General features: G+C 43.1%; 13 protein-coding genes. 2 read left to right on the top strand and 11 right to left on the bottom strand.

Features of this window, described 5'->3' with window-relative positions:
* A partial coding sequence (locus tag B3R91_RS06205) for an RNA-guided endonuclease InsQ/TnpB family protein (RefSeq protein ID WP_286796873.1) occupies positions 1–823 on the bottom strand: 823 nt, incomplete at its 3' end.
* 83 nt (positions 824–906) lie between these two features.
* On the opposite strand from B3R91_RS06205, the gene tnpA reads away from it, so the two are divergent.
* Positions 907–1,305, top strand: coding sequence for an IS200/IS605 family transposase (gene tnpA / locus B3R91_RS06200; RefSeq protein WP_286796872.1), 399 nt, complete (start codon positions 907–909; stop codon positions 1,303–1,305).
* 573 nt (positions 1,306–1,878) lie between these two features.
* Positions 1,879–3,045 (top strand): D-alanyl-D-alanine carboxypeptidase family protein, encoded by a 1,167-nt coding sequence (locus tag B3R91_RS06195; protein WP_286796871.1) that lies wholly within the window; start codon positions 1,879–1,881, stop codon positions 3,043–3,045.
* Positions 3,046–3,200: 155 nt separating this feature from the next.
* On the opposite strand, the gene B3R91_RS06190 is transcribed toward B3R91_RS06195, so the two are convergent.
* The 10 genes from B3R91_RS06190 to rlmN form a co-directional block, all read right to left on the bottom strand.
* Positions 3,201–5,174 (bottom strand): sensor histidine kinase, encoded by a 1,974-nt coding sequence (locus B3R91_RS06190; RefSeq protein ID WP_286796870.1) that lies wholly within the window; start codon positions 5,172–5,174, stop codon positions 3,201–3,203.
* 186 nt (positions 5,175–5,360) lie between these two features.
* Positions 5,361–6,542 carry an IS200/IS605 family element RNA-guided endonuclease TnpB gene (tnpB, locus tag B3R91_RS06185; RefSeq protein WP_286796869.1) on the bottom strand — a complete coding sequence of 394 codons (1,182 nt, stop codon included), beginning with the start codon at positions 6,540–6,542 and terminating at the stop codon, positions 5,361–5,363.
* Between the two features lie 231 nt (positions 6,543–6,773).
* The gene (gene der, locus B3R91_RS06180; protein ID WP_191691683.1) at positions 6,774–8,216 is read right to left on the bottom strand and encodes a ribosome biogenesis GTPase Der; all 1,443 of its coding nucleotides are present in this window, start codon (positions 8,214–8,216) and stop codon (positions 6,774–6,776) included.
* A 474-nt stretch (positions 8,217–8,690) separates the two neighbouring features.
* The gene (gene bamB / locus B3R91_RS06175; protein ID WP_286796868.1) at positions 8,691–9,899 is read right to left on the bottom strand and encodes an outer membrane protein assembly factor BamB; all 1,209 of its coding nucleotides are present in this window, start codon (positions 9,897–9,899) and stop codon (positions 8,691–8,693) included.
* Between the two features lie 243 nt (positions 9,900–10,142).
* Positions 10,143–10,946, bottom strand: a complete 804-nt coding sequence (locus B3R91_RS06170; RefSeq protein ID WP_286796867.1) for a YfgM family protein — start codon at positions 10,944–10,946, stop codon at positions 10,143–10,145.
* A gap of 58 nt (positions 10,947–11,004) precedes the next feature.
* Positions 11,005–12,291, bottom strand: a complete 1,287-nt coding sequence (gene hisS / locus B3R91_RS06165; protein WP_286796866.1) for a histidine--tRNA ligase — start codon at positions 12,289–12,291, stop codon at positions 11,005–11,007.
* Between the two features lie 117 nt (positions 12,292–12,408).
* Positions 12,409–13,524, bottom strand: coding sequence for a flavodoxin-dependent (E)-4-hydroxy-3-methylbut-2-enyl-diphosphate synthase (gene ispG, locus B3R91_RS06160; protein WP_068407683.1), 1,116 nt, complete (start codon positions 13,522–13,524; stop codon positions 12,409–12,411).
* Between the two features lie 125 nt (positions 13,525–13,649).
* Complete coding sequence (locus B3R91_RS06155; protein ID WP_068407685.1) at positions 13,650–14,465, bottom strand: helix-turn-helix domain-containing protein; 816 nt, start codon at positions 14,463–14,465, stop codon at positions 13,650–13,652.
* Positions 14,462–15,397 (bottom strand): type IV pilus biogenesis/stability protein PilW, encoded by a 936-nt coding sequence (gene pilW, locus B3R91_RS06150; protein ID WP_286796865.1) that lies wholly within the window; start codon positions 15,395–15,397, stop codon positions 14,462–14,464. The genes B3R91_RS06155 and pilW overlap by 4 nt, the downstream gene beginning before the upstream one ends.
* A 253-nt stretch (positions 15,398–15,650) precedes the next feature.
* The gene (rlmN, locus tag B3R91_RS06145) at positions 15,651–16,892 is read right to left on the bottom strand and encodes a 23S rRNA (adenine(2503)-C(2))-methyltransferase RlmN (protein WP_286796864.1); all 1,242 of its coding nucleotides are present in this window, start codon (positions 16,890–16,892) and stop codon (positions 15,651–15,653) included.
* Between the last annotated feature and the right edge of the window lie 262 nt (positions 16,893–17,154).

Here is a 17,154-nt window from a genome sequence, read left to right as displayed (position 1 = left end):
TGTGATGGTGAAGCTTTTGGATCTTGCGATTGTGCTTTTTCCAGTTTTGACTGAATAAGACCTTACGACTTAATTGGCGCTGTAGCTTTGCCAACTTGGCTTGATTGGTTTTAAAGCTGTTTTTAGGCTGAATAACATCAGCATTTGAGGTGGTGATAAATTTAGTAATCCCTAAATCAATACCAATGGCGGTTTTAGAGGGATGAATTGGGTTTTGGGCCAACTCTCGCTCAGTGCCAAACGACACGTACCAATGACCGGATTTCTTGCTGATGGTGACGTTTTTAATTATCCCAAGAATGTCTTGAGATTTTCTAAACTTTACAAAACCTACACCATTCGGTAGTTTGACACGATTGCCTTCAACACGGCAATATTTATCAAACTGTACCAAGCGTATTGAATCACACCCATCTGATTTGCGCTTGAAGCGCGGCATAAGCGGGCGTAATTGGATTTCTGTGCCATCAGCAAGCTTGAAGAACTTAGGCTTTTTAGGTTTTTTCTTATTCTCTTTCAATCGTGCATGAACTTTAGAGTCAAAAAAGCGTGACCAAGCCGCCGCAAGATCACGAATTTTTTGTTGTAAAGACACCGCGTTAGAGCTTGTTTTTAAGAACGCAAACTCAGGATTTGCTTTAATATCCATGATTTTATTAACCAAATTGGTTGCATTAATAAACTCATTTTTAGCAAACATCTCAAACGATACCGCAAGCACTTGATTCCAAACAAAACGTGCAGAACCAACAAGGTTATTTAAGATAACCTCTTGTTCTGCGTTAGGCTCAAGCCTAAATTTGTACGCTTTATTAATTTTCATAATGGATGCTTTATTGGTCAGTGTGTTTGTTATTTATACCATGTTATACTATATGACATAAACAATAAAGGGTACTTATTATAATGAGTGAGATATATAAAAACCGTCATTCTGCTTATAATCTGCATGTGCATTTGGTATTCATCACCAAGTACCGCAAAAAGGTTTTAGCTGACAATCATCGTCAATACTTTAAAGAAGTTGTTGCTGAGATATGCAAGGATTTTGGTGCGGAACTCAAGGAATGTAACGGTGAAGGCGATCATGTTCACATGCTAATTCAATACCCACCAACGGTACAACTAAGTAAGATGGTTAATAATCTAAAGTCGGTCACAAGCCGGCGAATGAGAGCCAACTTCATTGACCTAAGAGTAGCTTACAATAAGCCTGTTTTGTGGTCACGCTCTTACTTTGCCGGCTCATGTGGCGGAGCGCCGTTGGAGATTATTAAGCAATACATTCAAAATCAGCAGAGTTAGGCTATACGAAATTCACCTCCACCCTAGCGTCGGGTGGAGTCCTCTTTCGTTAGATTGATAGAAAAGTAAATCCGCTAAAACCTAGCATCTGGTCAACGTAAATAAACACCTTTACTATTAACGACAATAAAATCTGGTTATTATGACGTGATAGATGCTAGGCAAAAACCTTTGATAATTAGCTTTTAACAAGTGGTCTTATACATTTAAAATAAGCGTTTAAATTAAGCTCATACTGGGTTTATTAAATATTGAATTTATATAGATAAATCAGCTTGCTGTATCGTCCGCTCCTAGCAGACGTTGCAGCAAGTTTTTTTATGGATATTAAAAAAGTCGCTATAAATCCAATTTCTAATCGTGAGTAATTTTATTTTATTTATCATTTCCCCATCGAGCGGCATTTTGCTAAGATAAGGCGTTAATTTTATGTCCATCGCTCAGTCGTCAAGGCTTTCAGCAAAAATCTGTTCTGACGCTTAAATTTAAAGCGCTTATGTTAGATTAACTTGAGATTTAGCCTGTGATAGCAGCGATAGATACATTTGGTTTTATGATGCGGTGTAACAATCTATGACAGTAAAGCATGTGAAAAAACAGCTGGTACAGCTGGTAGTGGGCGTTAGTGTTTCTATGAGTGCAATGATGGCGGGCGCAGCCATTCAGCCTCCTGAAATGGACAATACCGCCTATGTATTAATGGACTATAACACGGGTGAGATACTGGCGCAGAAAAACGCCAATCAACCACTGCCACCAGCGTCTTTGACAAAGATGATGACCAGCTACATGATTGAACAGCGCTTAGCATCAGGTGATCTTAAAGAAGACGAGCAAGTATTGATGAGCGCCAATGCTTGGTGCCGCGGTAGTAGCAGTGAGTCGTGTATGTATGTACCGGTCAATAAATCTGCCAGCGTGATTGATATGCTACGCGGCATCATCATTCAATCAGGTAACGATGCTTCAAAAGCGATGGCCGAACACATCGCTGGTAGCGAAGCTTCGTTTGCGATTTTGATGAATGAAGAAGCCGAAAAAATCGGCATGAAGAATACCCATTTTGTCAATGCCACAGGTATGCCCGATGAAGGTCATGAAGCATCAGCTTTAGACCTAGCAAAACTTTCGCGTGCTATTATCAAAAACAGTGGCGACTATTATGGTCTTTATTCGGAAAAAGAGTTTACCTATAACGGTATCACGCAGGGTAACCGTAACGCCCTACTTGCGACCGACCCGACGGTTGATGGCTTAAAAACAGGTCATACTAACGCCGCAGGCTATTGCTTAGCAGCGTCAAGTAAGCGTGACGATATGCGCCTTATCTCTGTCATTATGGGCACAAAAAGTCAGCAAGCGCGCGCCGATCAGTCACGTGAGTTGCTAAACTGGGGCTTTGGCCACTTTACCACCGTCACTAAAGCGCCCGCTGGTCAGTTTGTCAGCAAAGTACCAGTATGGTTTGGCGAAGCAAAAGAAGTAGATCTGGCGACTGGTGACAGTTTGCAGATTTTGACCAGCAAAACCCAAAAGAATAAAATCACCACCGTGGTCGATATTCCTGAAAGCTTAGAAGCCCCTATCAAAAAAGGTCAAGAAATTGGCAAAATGATGGCGGTAATTGATGGTAAAGCAGTTGCCTCAGTTCCTGTCGTTGCTACGAGCAATATCGAACAATCAGGATTTATGAGCCGTATTTGGCAACGTTTCACGCGCTGGGCACAAAACTTGTTTTAAGCACTTGTCTTAAATCTTTAGCTTAACAATTCGTTCTAAAAGCCATTTGATATTAGATAACAGTGTTTAGCGAGCTTAATATAAAAAAGACGCCTTTGATGGGTGTCTTTTTTATTGGTCTTTTTTTAACTTTAGCTTCATGAATACCGTCATATTTAAGAGCAAGCAAGCCAGCTTTTTAGCAAATTACTCAGCGCTTTGTCTTCATAGTTCGCTACCTGACAGTAATCAACTCCAGCGGCTTTTAATCCGTGCTCAAAACTATCCAAATGTAGCGCCTGCTGCTGCGAATACCAATACACCAACAAAGCACGATGATTGGTCTCAGAGGCACGAATACGCCTTGCTAAGGCTTCAGCGCTACTTGGTAATACGTCTTCAGCAAACATCACCATATCGAAATTTTTATCAGCTATTTCATCAATAACCAGCTGTTCATGTTGATAGCAGGTAACACGCGCCCCTAGTCGCTGTAACTCCTCTAGCAAAGCGCCGCTATCTTGATAGTAGTAATACATTACGTCGAGTCCAGACAGCAGGTATTGCTGCCGCGATTGACGCTGATTGGACAGCTGCAAGGTAACTATAAACTCTGTCCCGACCCCTAGCGTACTATTTACCTCGACACTAGCACCTATCAGCTGCGCCATTTGCTTAACGACCGGCAAGCCTATACCTGTGCCCTCATATTGGCGGGTTTGCGATGAATCTACCTGAAAGAACGGATTAAAAATATCTTCTATAAAACTGCTGTCAATACCGATACCGCTATCTTTTATCCGTATCTGCCAGCGATTGCTGTGGTCGAAATGGGTCAGCTGCGAGGTAATGCTTACTTGCCCTGTTGGGGTAAACTTAATGGCGTTACTCAGTAGGATCGACAGTATCTGCTGAATTTTTTCGGCGTCGCCTTCGAGGCTATAATCAATATGATGAATATGACTGCTCAAATCCAAACCTTTCTGCTTGGCAACAGGTTCATATTCGGCCAATAGGTCTGAAATTAATTGCAGCGGATTAAACTCACTGATTTGTAGGCTGATTTGCCCTTTTTGGATTTGATTCAGTTGTATAATTTGATTGAGCGCCAATACCAATTTATCACTGCCATTGTGAATAATCTCAACCGCGTCTTTTTGCTCAGCATTTAGCTGTTCACCTTCTAATAGCTGTAAGCCGCCAACGATGGCATTTAGGGAAGTTTTTAGCTCATGGGTTATCATGCTTTGAAAATTATGCAACTGCACATCAAGCGATAAATCTTTTTGATGCAACTGCTGCTCAAACACGGCCAGCGCTGCATAATCTTGTTTCGACGCTTGCAGGCGATTAAACAAAGTGATAAAAGCCTGCTTAATCTGTACCAATTCTTCAAATTTAAAGCGCTGCGGAATCGCCGGTAGCTGCTCAAGCTCAGGGTTTTTTAGCACAATATCGCAAACTTCGGTTAGCGCGGCGATATCTTTTGATGGCCAGTTTAGTTTGCGCAGAATAAACAACGCCCAGATAATCGCCAATGACGTTGTCATTAACCACAGCCATAAATTGCTTTGAACCCAATCTGTCCGCAGCGCTGCCACATTTAAAGTAATATTGATATAGCCAACCAAGGCGGTATCAGACGACATTTCGCTTACTGAGTCGTTTACAGGGTCGCTCTCTGAGTTTGAGTTAGCATTGATGGCGGTTAAAGTCGTAAAGCCTTCCTGCTCGCCGTTTAGCGTATCACTACCGATAGAAAGTGTGCTAGTACCATCAACATAGTCGCCGACGACCGGATAATTAAAGCTGACCGCATTGGCAAATAAAGCATTTTTCCAATCGTCTTTTGACAGATTGCTATCAGCAATAGGCTGCGAGGTGGTATAAAACAAAATACTTTCGATGTTTTGCTCATTTTTTAACAAAAAGCGCACTTGTTCAGCGACTACCTCGTCGCCATCTACGCTCGCTGCACTAATTGTTAGCAAGTTGGCCAACTGCTGGGTATGCCGACGTTCTTCCTTATAATGCTCCACCAAACCATAAATAAACGACAATAAAAAACCTGCCAATACAGCCAAAATCATGGTCTGCATGATAGATTGCCAAATAAGCATGGGCAGGTTTTTTGGGGAGCGGTTGTTCATATGACTCAACTGAGTGAAGACAACTTGTAATTATAATATAGATATATTATAGAGATGATAAGGATAATGCGACATTTTAATGTAACTTAACACAGTCATGAACTACCCACTACCTTTGAAGTAGAGGTTTCTTAGGTAACGCTCTTACTTGACACGGTGTTCTGTATCAGCGGTTAAGCGAATTGACTAAGCTAACCCTGTCGCACCGACAGTTTTTGATTGTTTAGCCAGTAACAACCCTTGATTTAAGATATTGATACTGGCATTGATATCGCGATCATTTTGCTGCAAGCAACTTGGACAATTCCACATTCTAACCGACAGCGGTAATTCAGCTTTAGTCAGTAGATGGTTGCAGTTTGAGCAAGTCTTAGACGATGGAAACCATCGGTCTATTTTGACAAGCGTTTTGCCGTACCAGTCTGCTTTATAGGCAAGCATGGTGGTAAATGACGACCATGAGCTGTCACTGATTGCTTTTGCAAGTTTGTGATTCTTAACCATACCCTTGATGTTCAAGTCCTCAATAGCAATAACATCGTGGTTTTTGATGAGATTGAATGAGAGTTTATGTAGAAAGTCTTTGCGAGTATTGGTTATTTTCTCATAGACCTTGGCGACTTTTGTTTTTTGCTTTTGATAGTTGCGGCTCTCTGACAACTTGCGTTGATCCGCTTTAGCAACGGCTCTGCGTTTGGCTAGTATTTTCTGTTCACGCGCAAGCTTGTCTTGCAGCTTCGATAGAAACTTAGGATTGGCAACTTTGCTGCCGTCCGATAAGACGATAAAGTCTGTCAATCCTAAGTCAATGCCGATGTTAGAGTGGGTTTTTGGTAATTCATCAACGATGGTTTCAACCAACAGGCTGACGTAATACTTACCTGATGGGGTACGACTGATAGTGGCGCTCTTGATAAGCCCATTAATAGATTGATGTATTTTAGCCTTGATGTGACCTATTTTAGGTAGTTTAATGGTGTTTCTGGTGACGGCTACCGATCCTTTTTGATTGTTGGTGGTGTAACTGTCTTTAATGCCTTTTTTCTTGAACTTAGGGAACCCTGCGCCTTGCTTGAAAAATTTACTATAGGCAGCTCTTAGATTTTGCTGAACATTGGCTAATGCCAAGCTATCGACTTCTTTTAGCCATTCAAATTCTTTTTTATACTGAGCAGGGGTGTTGTTTAGGGTGGTCTTCGTAGTTTTGTAGTGATCTATTTTATCGCCAAGCATTTTATTCCAAATAAAACGAGCGCAGCCGAATGACTTGGCAAAGAATATTTGCTGTTCATCAGTCGGATATAGCCTGATTTTATGGGCTTTTAGGATCTGCTTTGGCATGAGATATTTATTGTTAGTTGGTTGCATAATTATTATACAACAGGTTGTAGGAGTAGTTACCAACAACGCATTCATCTCCCCACCTTAGAGGTGGGAGAATTCTGCGCTAAGATGTTAAATTAAAAAATGCCATGACGACTGATATAGCTATCATGGCATTTTATACTACAGAAAAAGCTAAGAATAGAAAAACAGCAAAGATAAAATAAAATGTTCTTTATTTGCTAAAAAAATAAAGACACTCACTATCTGGCAAAATTAACGCTTTTTATCTTTATTAGTAAATCTTGGCTTATCTTTGGTGGTAAATTTTTGCGCGCGATTGCGTTCACGTTGGCGTAATTGCTGCGCTTTTGCTTTGGTTGGCGTATCACTTTTATTGGCGTACGGGTTTTCATTTTGCTTAAATATAACATTCAGCGGTGTGCCTTCAAGCTTAAAGACTTGACGGAATTGGTTTTCAAGATAGCGTTGATAGCTTTTTGGCAGCGCAGACGTTTGATTACCATGAATCACGATCACCGGCGGATTATGACCACCAATATGAGCAAAACGTAGTTTAATACGGCGACCAGCAACCGTTGGCGGCGGATTGGCCGTAACCGCATCTTGTAAAATCTGCGTCAAACGGTTGGTTGACACCTCAAACATCGACGACTGATAAGCACGTAAGATAGAGGGGTATAAATTACCTACGCCAGTGCCGTGTAGCGCTGAGATAAGATGTACTTTGACATAAGGGATAAAGTTGAAGCGGCGATCCATCTCAAGCTTGATATAGTCTTTTTGATCTTGGGTCAGACCGTCCCATTTATTAATAGCAACTACCAATGCACGCCCTGCATCAAGCGCATAACCAATCATATTTAAGTCTTGGTCGACAATGCCTTCGTGCGCATCAATCACAATGATGGTTACGTTAGAATCTTCAATCGCTTGCAAGGTTTTAATGACTGAGAACTTCTCTACTTTTTCATCGATTTTACCGCGGCGACGTACGCCAGCCGTATCAATCAAAACATAATCTTTGCCATCGCGTGTATAGGGGATATAAATACTATCGCGCGTCGTACCGGGCATATCAAACACCACCACACGGTCTTCACCCAATAAACGGTTGACCAGCGTTGATTTACCAACGTTTGGACGACCGATAATCGCAAGCTTTAGCCCTCTTGGCTCGACGACATTTTCTTGCGTTGGCATGTTAGCGGTCAACGCTTCTAACAAGTTACCGACACCGCGCCCATGACTGGCAGCCATTGGATACGGCTCACCTAAACCTAACGCATAAAACTCTGCAGGCGCAGCTTCATGTACACCATCGACTTTATTGGCGACGACATAAACAGGCTTGCCGAGGGTATGCAAAAACTTACCAATCTCAGCATCGGCACCAATCATACCGGCACGTGCATCAACGACGAAAACGATAATATCGGCTTCATGAATGGCGGTATGCGACTGTTCAGACATATAGTCATCAATGTTGCCGCTGCCATCGTCAGCTTCGCCAATACCGCCAGTGTCGACTACGATAAAGGATTTGTCTTCATAAGTCGCATCACCGTATTGACGGTCACGAGTCAGCCCTGATAAATCAGCAACCAATGCCTGCCGACTTTTAGTGAACTGGTTAAATAAGGTAGATTTACCGACGTTTGGACGGCCAATTAAGGCGACCACAGGCTTGATACTCATGGGTTACTCTCAGTGAATGACACAGTGATGTGTACAATGGCGGACGCTGCGTTTACGCTTATATTAAGAATAATAACGCTACTCGACCGCGAATTTAAATAAAAAATAAAGATAAAACGATGGCAAATAATAGTGAGCTTTTTGTTTTAAGCAATCGCCATAAGTGTTGGTTAAGATATTGTCTAAAGTTTGGTAGGTTAAGCGTATAGATATAATTATTAATCAATCATCATAACTTATACCATTAACACCTAGCACTTATCGGTCGCATAGAGTACGCGAAAGCCACTATTTAAACAAGCAATTTACACAAGGCACGAAACGCTGACAAAGCAGCGTTTTTCTTGAACCTAATACCATTATGCTTAGTTAACGCTTTATTTGACAACTAGTTTTAAAATATTGCTTTAGAACATTGATTTAAAACATCGCTTTAAAAAATAGGAGGTTAAATAAGCCGTCACTGACAAAAAATTAGCGTGCTAATTGCCAAATCGCTACTTGTCCTGCGGTACTTTGGGTCATTAACAGACTGCCTTGTACTTGCAAGTTGGTCAAAGCACCTTTGGTCTGCACGCGGCTAACGATTTTACCGCTTGCAGGGTCAAATAAATGTACGACCCCATCAAAGTCGCCAACCGCAATATAATTGCCAATCATTACAGGATTGGTGAGATGACGATAAGCCAACTCTTCACTTTCCCACAACACTTCGCCATTACTGCGGTTATAAGCGACCACCTTACCGTCTAAACTGGTCGCAATAACTTGCTGATTATTGACCGCAAGTGACTTTAAGCTGGCAAGCTCATTGACGAACATGACTTGACGCGAGGCCAGATCAATCCCAAGCAGCTGACCGCTATAACTGATGGCAAATAGCTGATTGCTATCAACAATCGGCATACCATCGACATCGCTCATGCGCTCAACTTCGCTACTACCCGATCCGACGCCAACGCGGCGTGACCACTGCGGTAGACCATTATCAATAGTAATAGCATGTAAGCGACCATCAGCCGTTGCTAGGAGTGCAGTTTTATCATCTAACAGTGTCGGCGCTGCTGTACCGCGTACGCTGATAGGAGGTACTTGGGTGGCAAACTGCCAAACAGATTGACCGTTTTGTAGCGACAGACCATGCAAGAAACCATCATTGGCTGATAAAATTACTCGGTTATTGCTGATTAACGCTGGCGTCAAAACCGTACCGGTTAATTGCTGCTGCCAGCGCTTGGCACCAGTGGCACTATCAAATGCCATCACCGAACCGCTGCGTGTACTCACAATAGCCGTCTGACTAAGGGCGTCTAATGCCACGCCGCCGGTAATTTGATCGCCTACATTGACTGACCATAGGCGCTGACCCTTACTATCAAAGCCAGTCAAATCACCACCGCGCGAGGCCGTCACAATTTGCGAGTTGGCATAGCCTACTTGCAAGCTAAGAGGATCTTTACTACTGGCTTTTTTGCTGCCAACATCGGTACTAAAAACCGGCTGCAGCACGCTAATTGGCTGCGCAATTTGTACCAACTTTACAGGCTCATTGACGACTGGTTTGATACCTCGATTACACCCAACGACTGCCGTTGCCATCACTGCGATGACGGCGACATGCATGGCCGTCGTTTTGATTGTCTTAACGTTTATCGTTTTGTTTGAGCGAATAGCTTGAGTCATTATAGGTTCTCACTACCAATAAAGTAATCATGAATAAATTAGTTAGCAGTAAATAAATGGCACACAATAATAAGTATAATAAATAAGCACTTATGATTGATACTGCCTCTTTAACTCACTGCGCTACTTAGTTTTAAAAGGGTTTTTACAACGTTTTATCGTGTTGCAATTTTTCTTTATTAGCACATTAGCGCTTTTGCTATTTTTTTAATATTTGGTTTTGGTATCTTTTTAACAACTGGCTTATGCGCCAGCTTCTATCTTATTATTGTCTGCCGCATTTTCTCCATCGGCTGCGACTGGCTGGGCAGGCATAGCAGGTTCTTGGATAAGTCCAGCTTGCGGCTCAATAGGTTCAGGCACTATACCGAGACTTTCCATCTTTAATGCCAATACTGCACGCGTTTCTTGACGGCTACGTAACAATTCCCAAGCATTATTGTAAGATTTAACCGCCGCATCTTTATTGTTTTGCGCTAGATAAATATCACCCAATAGCTCTTGCTGGCTTGCCTCAAACGAGCTTGGCATATCGTTATTAGCTTCAGCTAAAGCAGCATTGGCATCGCCCGCTGCCAATAGTGTTTTGGCATAGCGCAGACGGGTAATCGCTTCTAAGCCTGCATCACCCAAATCGATTGTCAGTGCCTTTTTAAAGGTTTCGCCAGCCCCTTTAAAATCATCACTGTCCACTTGCTGACGCGCTTTAATCATTAGCGCTTGCCACGCATAGACAGAGTTACCATGGGTGCTTACTAGAGCATCAATATCTTTATCTAGCTTTTTACGACTTTCAGTCAGTGACGCTTGCGCTTCTGCTTCTAAGTCTGGGTTTTGTGATGCGAGGCTAACTTCTTCATTTAAACGTTGAATATCGGCGTAATGGTCGGCGGCCACCGTATCGACGCGCGCATGGTTGTTTTGCCAATACGTCCAGCCAAAATAGGCTGCTAACGCCAATAAAATCGCAGTGACAATATAGCTGCCATATTGCTTTAACGCTTGCATTGAATTGTCTGCATTTGGCGAATTGGGTGTCAGAGCCATATATTTTTACCTGATAAAATTGATATGAAATTTTTAATGCTAAAACCACAATCGCTTATTAACGAACGAAGTTGTCTTTAGTTGACAACCAGTCTTGCGCGACTGTTTTTTGCTCACCCGTCTGCATGTCTTTGATACTAATGGTATTATCATCGAGTTCCTGCTGAGCGATAATCACTGTCAACGCCGCGCCCGATTTATCAGCCTTTTTCATTTGCGCTTTTAAGCTGGTTGCGCTCGCCATTTTTACGCGTAGGTCAGGACGGCTATAACGCAGCGCTTGTGCATAACTGATACCCGCACTATAAACTTCTGGATGGGCAACCACAAAAATATCGCAAGCGGGCAACTCTGCTATCGGTGATACAGCGTCGATAAGCAGTAATAAGCGCTCAAGTCCCATCGCAAAACCAACGGCTGGCTCAGATTTTACTGCTTTATCATCAGAGGTGCCGATAGATTTTAACTGACCAACCAAACCATCGTAACGGCCACCGGCACAAACGGTCGCTTGGCTACCAAGCTTATCAGTAACCCACTCAAATACGGTTTTATTATAATAATCAAGTCCACGTACTAAATGCGGATTAATCTCAAACTCAATCCCAAGTGCGGTTAAATACGCTTGTACTTGTTCAAAATGCGCTTTACTTTCGGCACCCAAAAACTCGGCAAGCTTTGGCGCCTCTGCCAATAGCGCTTGGGTACTCGCCTCTTTACTGTCTAAAATACGTAATGGATTGGTCGTCAGGCGGCGTTTGCTGTCTTCATCTAACTGCTCTTGCTTATCAGTTAGATATGCAACCAATGCTTCGCGATAAGCATGACGCTCATCAAGCTCGCCCAAACTGTTAAGCTCTAAGCGCATCTCATCTTTTAGACCAAGCTCTTGCCACATCAAATGCGTCATAGCGATCAGCTCGGCATCAGCATCTGGTAGCGCACTACCAAAACTTTCGACACCCAATTGATGAAACTGGCGGTAGCGACCTTTTTGTGGACGCTCATAGCGAAACATCGGACCTATATACCAAAGCTTTGGCGTATCGCCGCGCAGTAAATTGTGCTCGATGACCGCGCGTACTGACCCTGCCGTGCCTTCTGGGCGCAATGCCAATGGCGTTGGTGGCTCAGACTTATCGGTAAAGCTATACATCTCTTTTTCGACGATATCGGTTGCGCCGCCGATAGCACGGGCAAACAAGTCGGTTTGCTCTACAATAGGCAAGCGAATATGCTCATAACCGTATCTGCCCAATACATCTGCCAATATCGACTCTAAGTGCAGCCATTTTGCGGACTGCTCAGGCAAAATATCATTAAACCCTTTGATTGCTTTAATCATAGTACGGTCGCATCCTTAAATTTTTAACAAGCTATCTCTAATACTTTTTATTGGTAATGACGGTTTTTATTAATAATCGCGCTTTATTTTAATCAGAAAATACATCAGGGTGACGACTTATTTTACGCGAATGATTTCATTCTCACGTTTTTTTGCCAAATCTTCGGCATGCGCACGTACCATGCCTTCGATTTCATCAACCAAATTATTGGTATCAATCAAATGACTTTTTTCACCCATACGGTAGACCAATGATTTTGGTGCCGCGCCAACAATACCAATATCCGCTTCTTTTGCTTCGCCCGGACCATTTACTTTACAACCAATCACCGACAAATTCATCGGCTCACGGATATCTTCTAAACGCGACTCTAATGCGGTCATTACTTTAATCACATCGAACTCTTGGCGTGAGCAGCTTGGGCAAGCGATAAAGTTAACGCCGTTTGAGCGAATATTGAGCGACTTCAAAATATCAAAGCCGATTTTAATTTCTTCTTCTGGCTCTGCCGCTAAAGAGATACGAATGGTATCGCCGATGCCGTCTAATAACAGCCCGCCTAAGGCAATGGCAGATTTCACCGCGCCAGTACGATACACGCCCGCTTCAGTGACGCCTAAATGCAAAGGATTATCAATCTGCGCAGAAATCAGGCGATAGGCATCTAAAGTCAAAAATACATTACTGGCTTTTACCGATACTTTGTATTGATCAAAGTTTAAACGCTCCAAAATATCAATATGGCGCATCGCTGATTCAAGCATCGCCTCGCCAGTTGGCTCGGTATATTTACGCTGAATGTCTTTTTCTAATGAGCCTGCATTAACGCCAATACGAATCGGAATATTATAATCTTTGGCGCAAGCAACCACTTCGCGTACTTTGGCGTCGCTACCGATATTACCTGGGTTAATACGCAAACAATCAGCGCCCGCTGCCGCAACTGCTAGGGCGATTTTATGGTCAAAATGTACGTCGGCGATAAGGGGTACGCTGACGCGCTTACGAATCTCGGCAAAAGCGTTGACGGTGTCCATCGTCGGTGTCGACACGCGCATTAAATCCGCACCCGCTTCGACGCAGCGCTCAATTTGGGCAACGGTCGCTTCTACATCACAAGTATCGGTATTGGTCATGCTTTGCACACTAATCGGTGCATCGCCGCCGATTGCGACATCACCAACATATATTTTTTTGGTAAGACGACGGTTAATAGGCGCTGACGTTGACATAGACAAACCCTTTCATTAGAACAAACTGGAACGAATTAAAACTGAAACTTGGAAACCAACATTACTTTTAACGCTAACAGCTTGTTAAGAACAATCGTTTTGTTAAGTTTAATAGCTGTTAAATATTAAGGTGCAAGCTCAAAACTGGCCTGCGTACCTGTAGCATAACTGTCTAACGCCACCGCTTCTTCATTAAGCATTAAGCTGACATTTTTGACATTATCAATCTGTACGTTAAAAGGTGGTGTACCTGATAACTTATAATCGCCAGCAGTTTGCGAGCCATTCATCAGATTGCTACCCGAGGCATCGGTAATCACCACAACAGCGGCATCGGTCAGCTTCACGTCGAGCGTAGCGGCAGCTGTACTTTCACCGCCCAAATTCAGCGCCGAGCCAGACGCACCAACGCCATTACTATCAACATCAATCGCTGCGCCTTGCGCTTGCTCTAGTGCTGAGATATCTTCGCTGGTCGTTACTGGCTGCTCATTATTGTCTTTACTGGCGTTAGACACCATGCGAAATAAGAAAATCGCTAAAATAATAACGCCAATCACGGCGATGATTAATAAGGGATTAAAACGAATGCGATTGTGAGTATCGCGCTGCAACGTACCCATCGGGCGTAGTGGCGACTCAATATTCTGAGGAGCGCGCGCTTTTAGCTCATTAGGGTAAGCGGCATCAAAGCTGCTCGCTACTTTTACGGGATCCAAACCCAAAAACTTGGCGTAGTTAATCGCAAAACCGCGTGCAAACGCCGCTTGTGGTAAATCCGCAAAATTCTCATTTTCGAGCGCTTGTAAATGACGTTTTAAAATAAATAATTCGGCAGCAGCCTCTTCTAAACTGACTTGTTTGGTTTTGCGGGCTTGCTGCAACATGGCACCAAATGATCCCTGAGCGTTAGATTGTGTGTTTGATGATGGGGTGGTCATTTCCATGGTGCCTCTGGATTATTAAGCCAAATCTTAAGTTGTTTTGCTTCATCGCTTAGTGGATAAGCGGATAAAAGCTGCTGAGCCAATTGCTGGCGCGTTGCTATGTTATTTTGTGCCGCGGCAAGTTTGATACCCTGTAATAGCAGACGCGGGCTAATGCCCTGCCCTTGTACCAGTAATAAGGTTTCATCATAAAGCCTTTGAGCCTGCTGTACACGTTGCTGCTCAAGTAGCAAATCAACCAGTTCAATATGCGCAATCACACTATTACGGTTGCCATCTAAAGCGCGTAAAAATGCTTTGGCAGCGGCTGGATGATCATTGAGCTGAAGATAGGTACGCCCTAAATTCTCTAACGCCCCAATTCGGCCTTCGTAGCCAAGCGCCGCCCCTGCAATCTCAAACTGCTCCGCCGCCTCTTTATAGCGCTTCATTTGCGACAAATAAACGCCGTAATTATTGTGCGCTTGATCAAAATCTTTATCTAGCATAATGGCTTTTTTAAAGTATTGATCGGCTTTCGCAAGATTAAGGCGACTGCCCTCTTGCTGCAACAAAATGCCCATCATATCATAGGCGGGCGCATAACGGCTATCAGCAGCAAAGGCTTTTTCAAGTTGGCGCTGGGCGGCATCGAGCTCATTTTTGCGGATATATTGTGCAGCAAGTGACGTGCGAACGCGAGCAATTTCTTGCTGATCCAAATTGCGATTGTCGCTCGGTCGCGTCGACGTTTGATAAGGTGCATTACCAATCAAGTCTGTGGTCGTCGTACTTTGACAACCACTTAACAACAAAGCACTTAGCGCACTGGCTAACAAAATAACGTTTGCGCCGCGCGTTTGGGCAATACTGACAGCTGATTGCTGCGCTGGTTGAGAAAGTAAGGTTTGATATTTGAACTGACAAAGAGTTTTTAAAGTCATCATAGCCGCCATCATAAAACTGTGGGTCAATGCGTTCGATCATCGAGGCATCAGTTTAATGGATTTAGCACCCATAAGTACAATTTAGTTGATATTAATTGTACTGCTCTTTGTTATTGATGCCTTTAACTACATTTTATTACCGTTGTGAGATAAAAACGACAGTTAAGCAATTCAATTCATTGCCTTACCTACTCACTTGTCAATCAGAAAATATTTAATCCTAACTTCCTAACTTTAGACAATAAAAAAGGCATTAAACAGTTTCTCGATCTTTAATACTCTGCTGCCAAGCGGCTGAGCGGCGCGTTCTATCCGCCACTTGTCCAACCAATTGACCACAAGCGGCATCAATATCATCACCGCGCGTTTGGCGAATGGTACACACAAAACCCGCTTGGCTTAAAATATCGCTAAAGGCATGAATGCGGTTATTGCTCGATTTATCATACGGCGCATGCGGGAACGGGTTAAACGGAATCAGGTTAATCTTACTTGGCAAATCTTTTAATAATGCCACTAGCTGATGAGCGTGCTCATTGCTATCATTGACGCCATCAAGCATGACATATTCAATCGTGACATGCTTTTTATGACGCGGATTGACATCATAAACATAGTTTTTTGCCGCGGCAATCAGCTCATCTAATGGGTATTTTTTATTAATCGGCACCAGCTCGTTACGCAACTCATCGTTTGGTGCATGCAAGGATATCGCCAATGCCACATCAATATCTTGCGCCAATTGGTACATTTTTGGTACCACACCTGAAGTCGATAGCGTCACACGGCGTTTTGATAGACCGTAAGCATGATCGCTTAGCATCAGCTCCATTGAGCCAACCACGGGTTTATAGTTTAATAAAGGCTCACCCATGCCCATCATCACGACGTTGGTGACGTTATTTTCCCATAAACTATGGTCAACGTTTTCCAAACTGTCATTGTCATCGCTCATATAAGAAGCATTCGCCACCCATAATTGGCCGATAATTTCAGCAGCGGTTAAATCACGCTCGAAACCCTGCTTACCAGTACTGCAAAAACTACAGTCTAGCGCGCAGCCGACTTGTGAGGAGATACAAAGAGTCTTACGGCCGTTTAGTTTGCTATCATCGGCCGGAATCAATACCGTCTCGACCAATGAGCCACCCGTGACTTCAAAGACCCATTTACGCGTACCATCATCGCTATACTGACGATGAATCACTTTTGGCGGCGTGACACAAGCATGGGCTGATAATTTATCACGCAAGGATTTGCTCAAATTGGTCATTTGCTCAAAATCGGTCACCCCATGCTGATAAATCCATTTAATCACTTGCGTCGCACGAAACGGCTTTTCGCCAATACTTTTGAAATAATCGGCCAGTTGTGCTTGCGTCATGCCCAATAAGTTGGTTTTTGCTTGTGCTTCATCGACAAGCTTGATGCTATTGGCAGGCTTTTTAGCAGTCTGTGCTGGGATATGTTGGATAGGAGTTTCGAGAGTGGACATAATAGGTAACCTTTTTGCAGCCACTAAAATAAGCGCTACAATTATTGAGATGGGCGTTGCCAGTTAATCATACATCTGATGTATGAAGGCATAAGCAATCCGTTATGAGCGCATTTTTATCCGCTTCTTTTATCAAGATATCTATAAACACTTAAAGTTTATAAAAACATCATGACAATATGCTGATAAGGGATTGATAATGCTCGTAAAACTAATAATGAGGCAGATCTTTAAGAATTTGGTGTAATGGACATTATTCATG

It is taken from the genome of Psychrobacter sp. UBA6291, from assembly GCF_002439405.1.
Taxonomy (GTDB): Bacteria; Pseudomonadota; Gammaproteobacteria; order Pseudomonadales; family Moraxellaceae; genus Psychrobacter; species Psychrobacter faecalis.
This window is presented reverse-complemented; position numbering and strand designations above follow the sequence as displayed.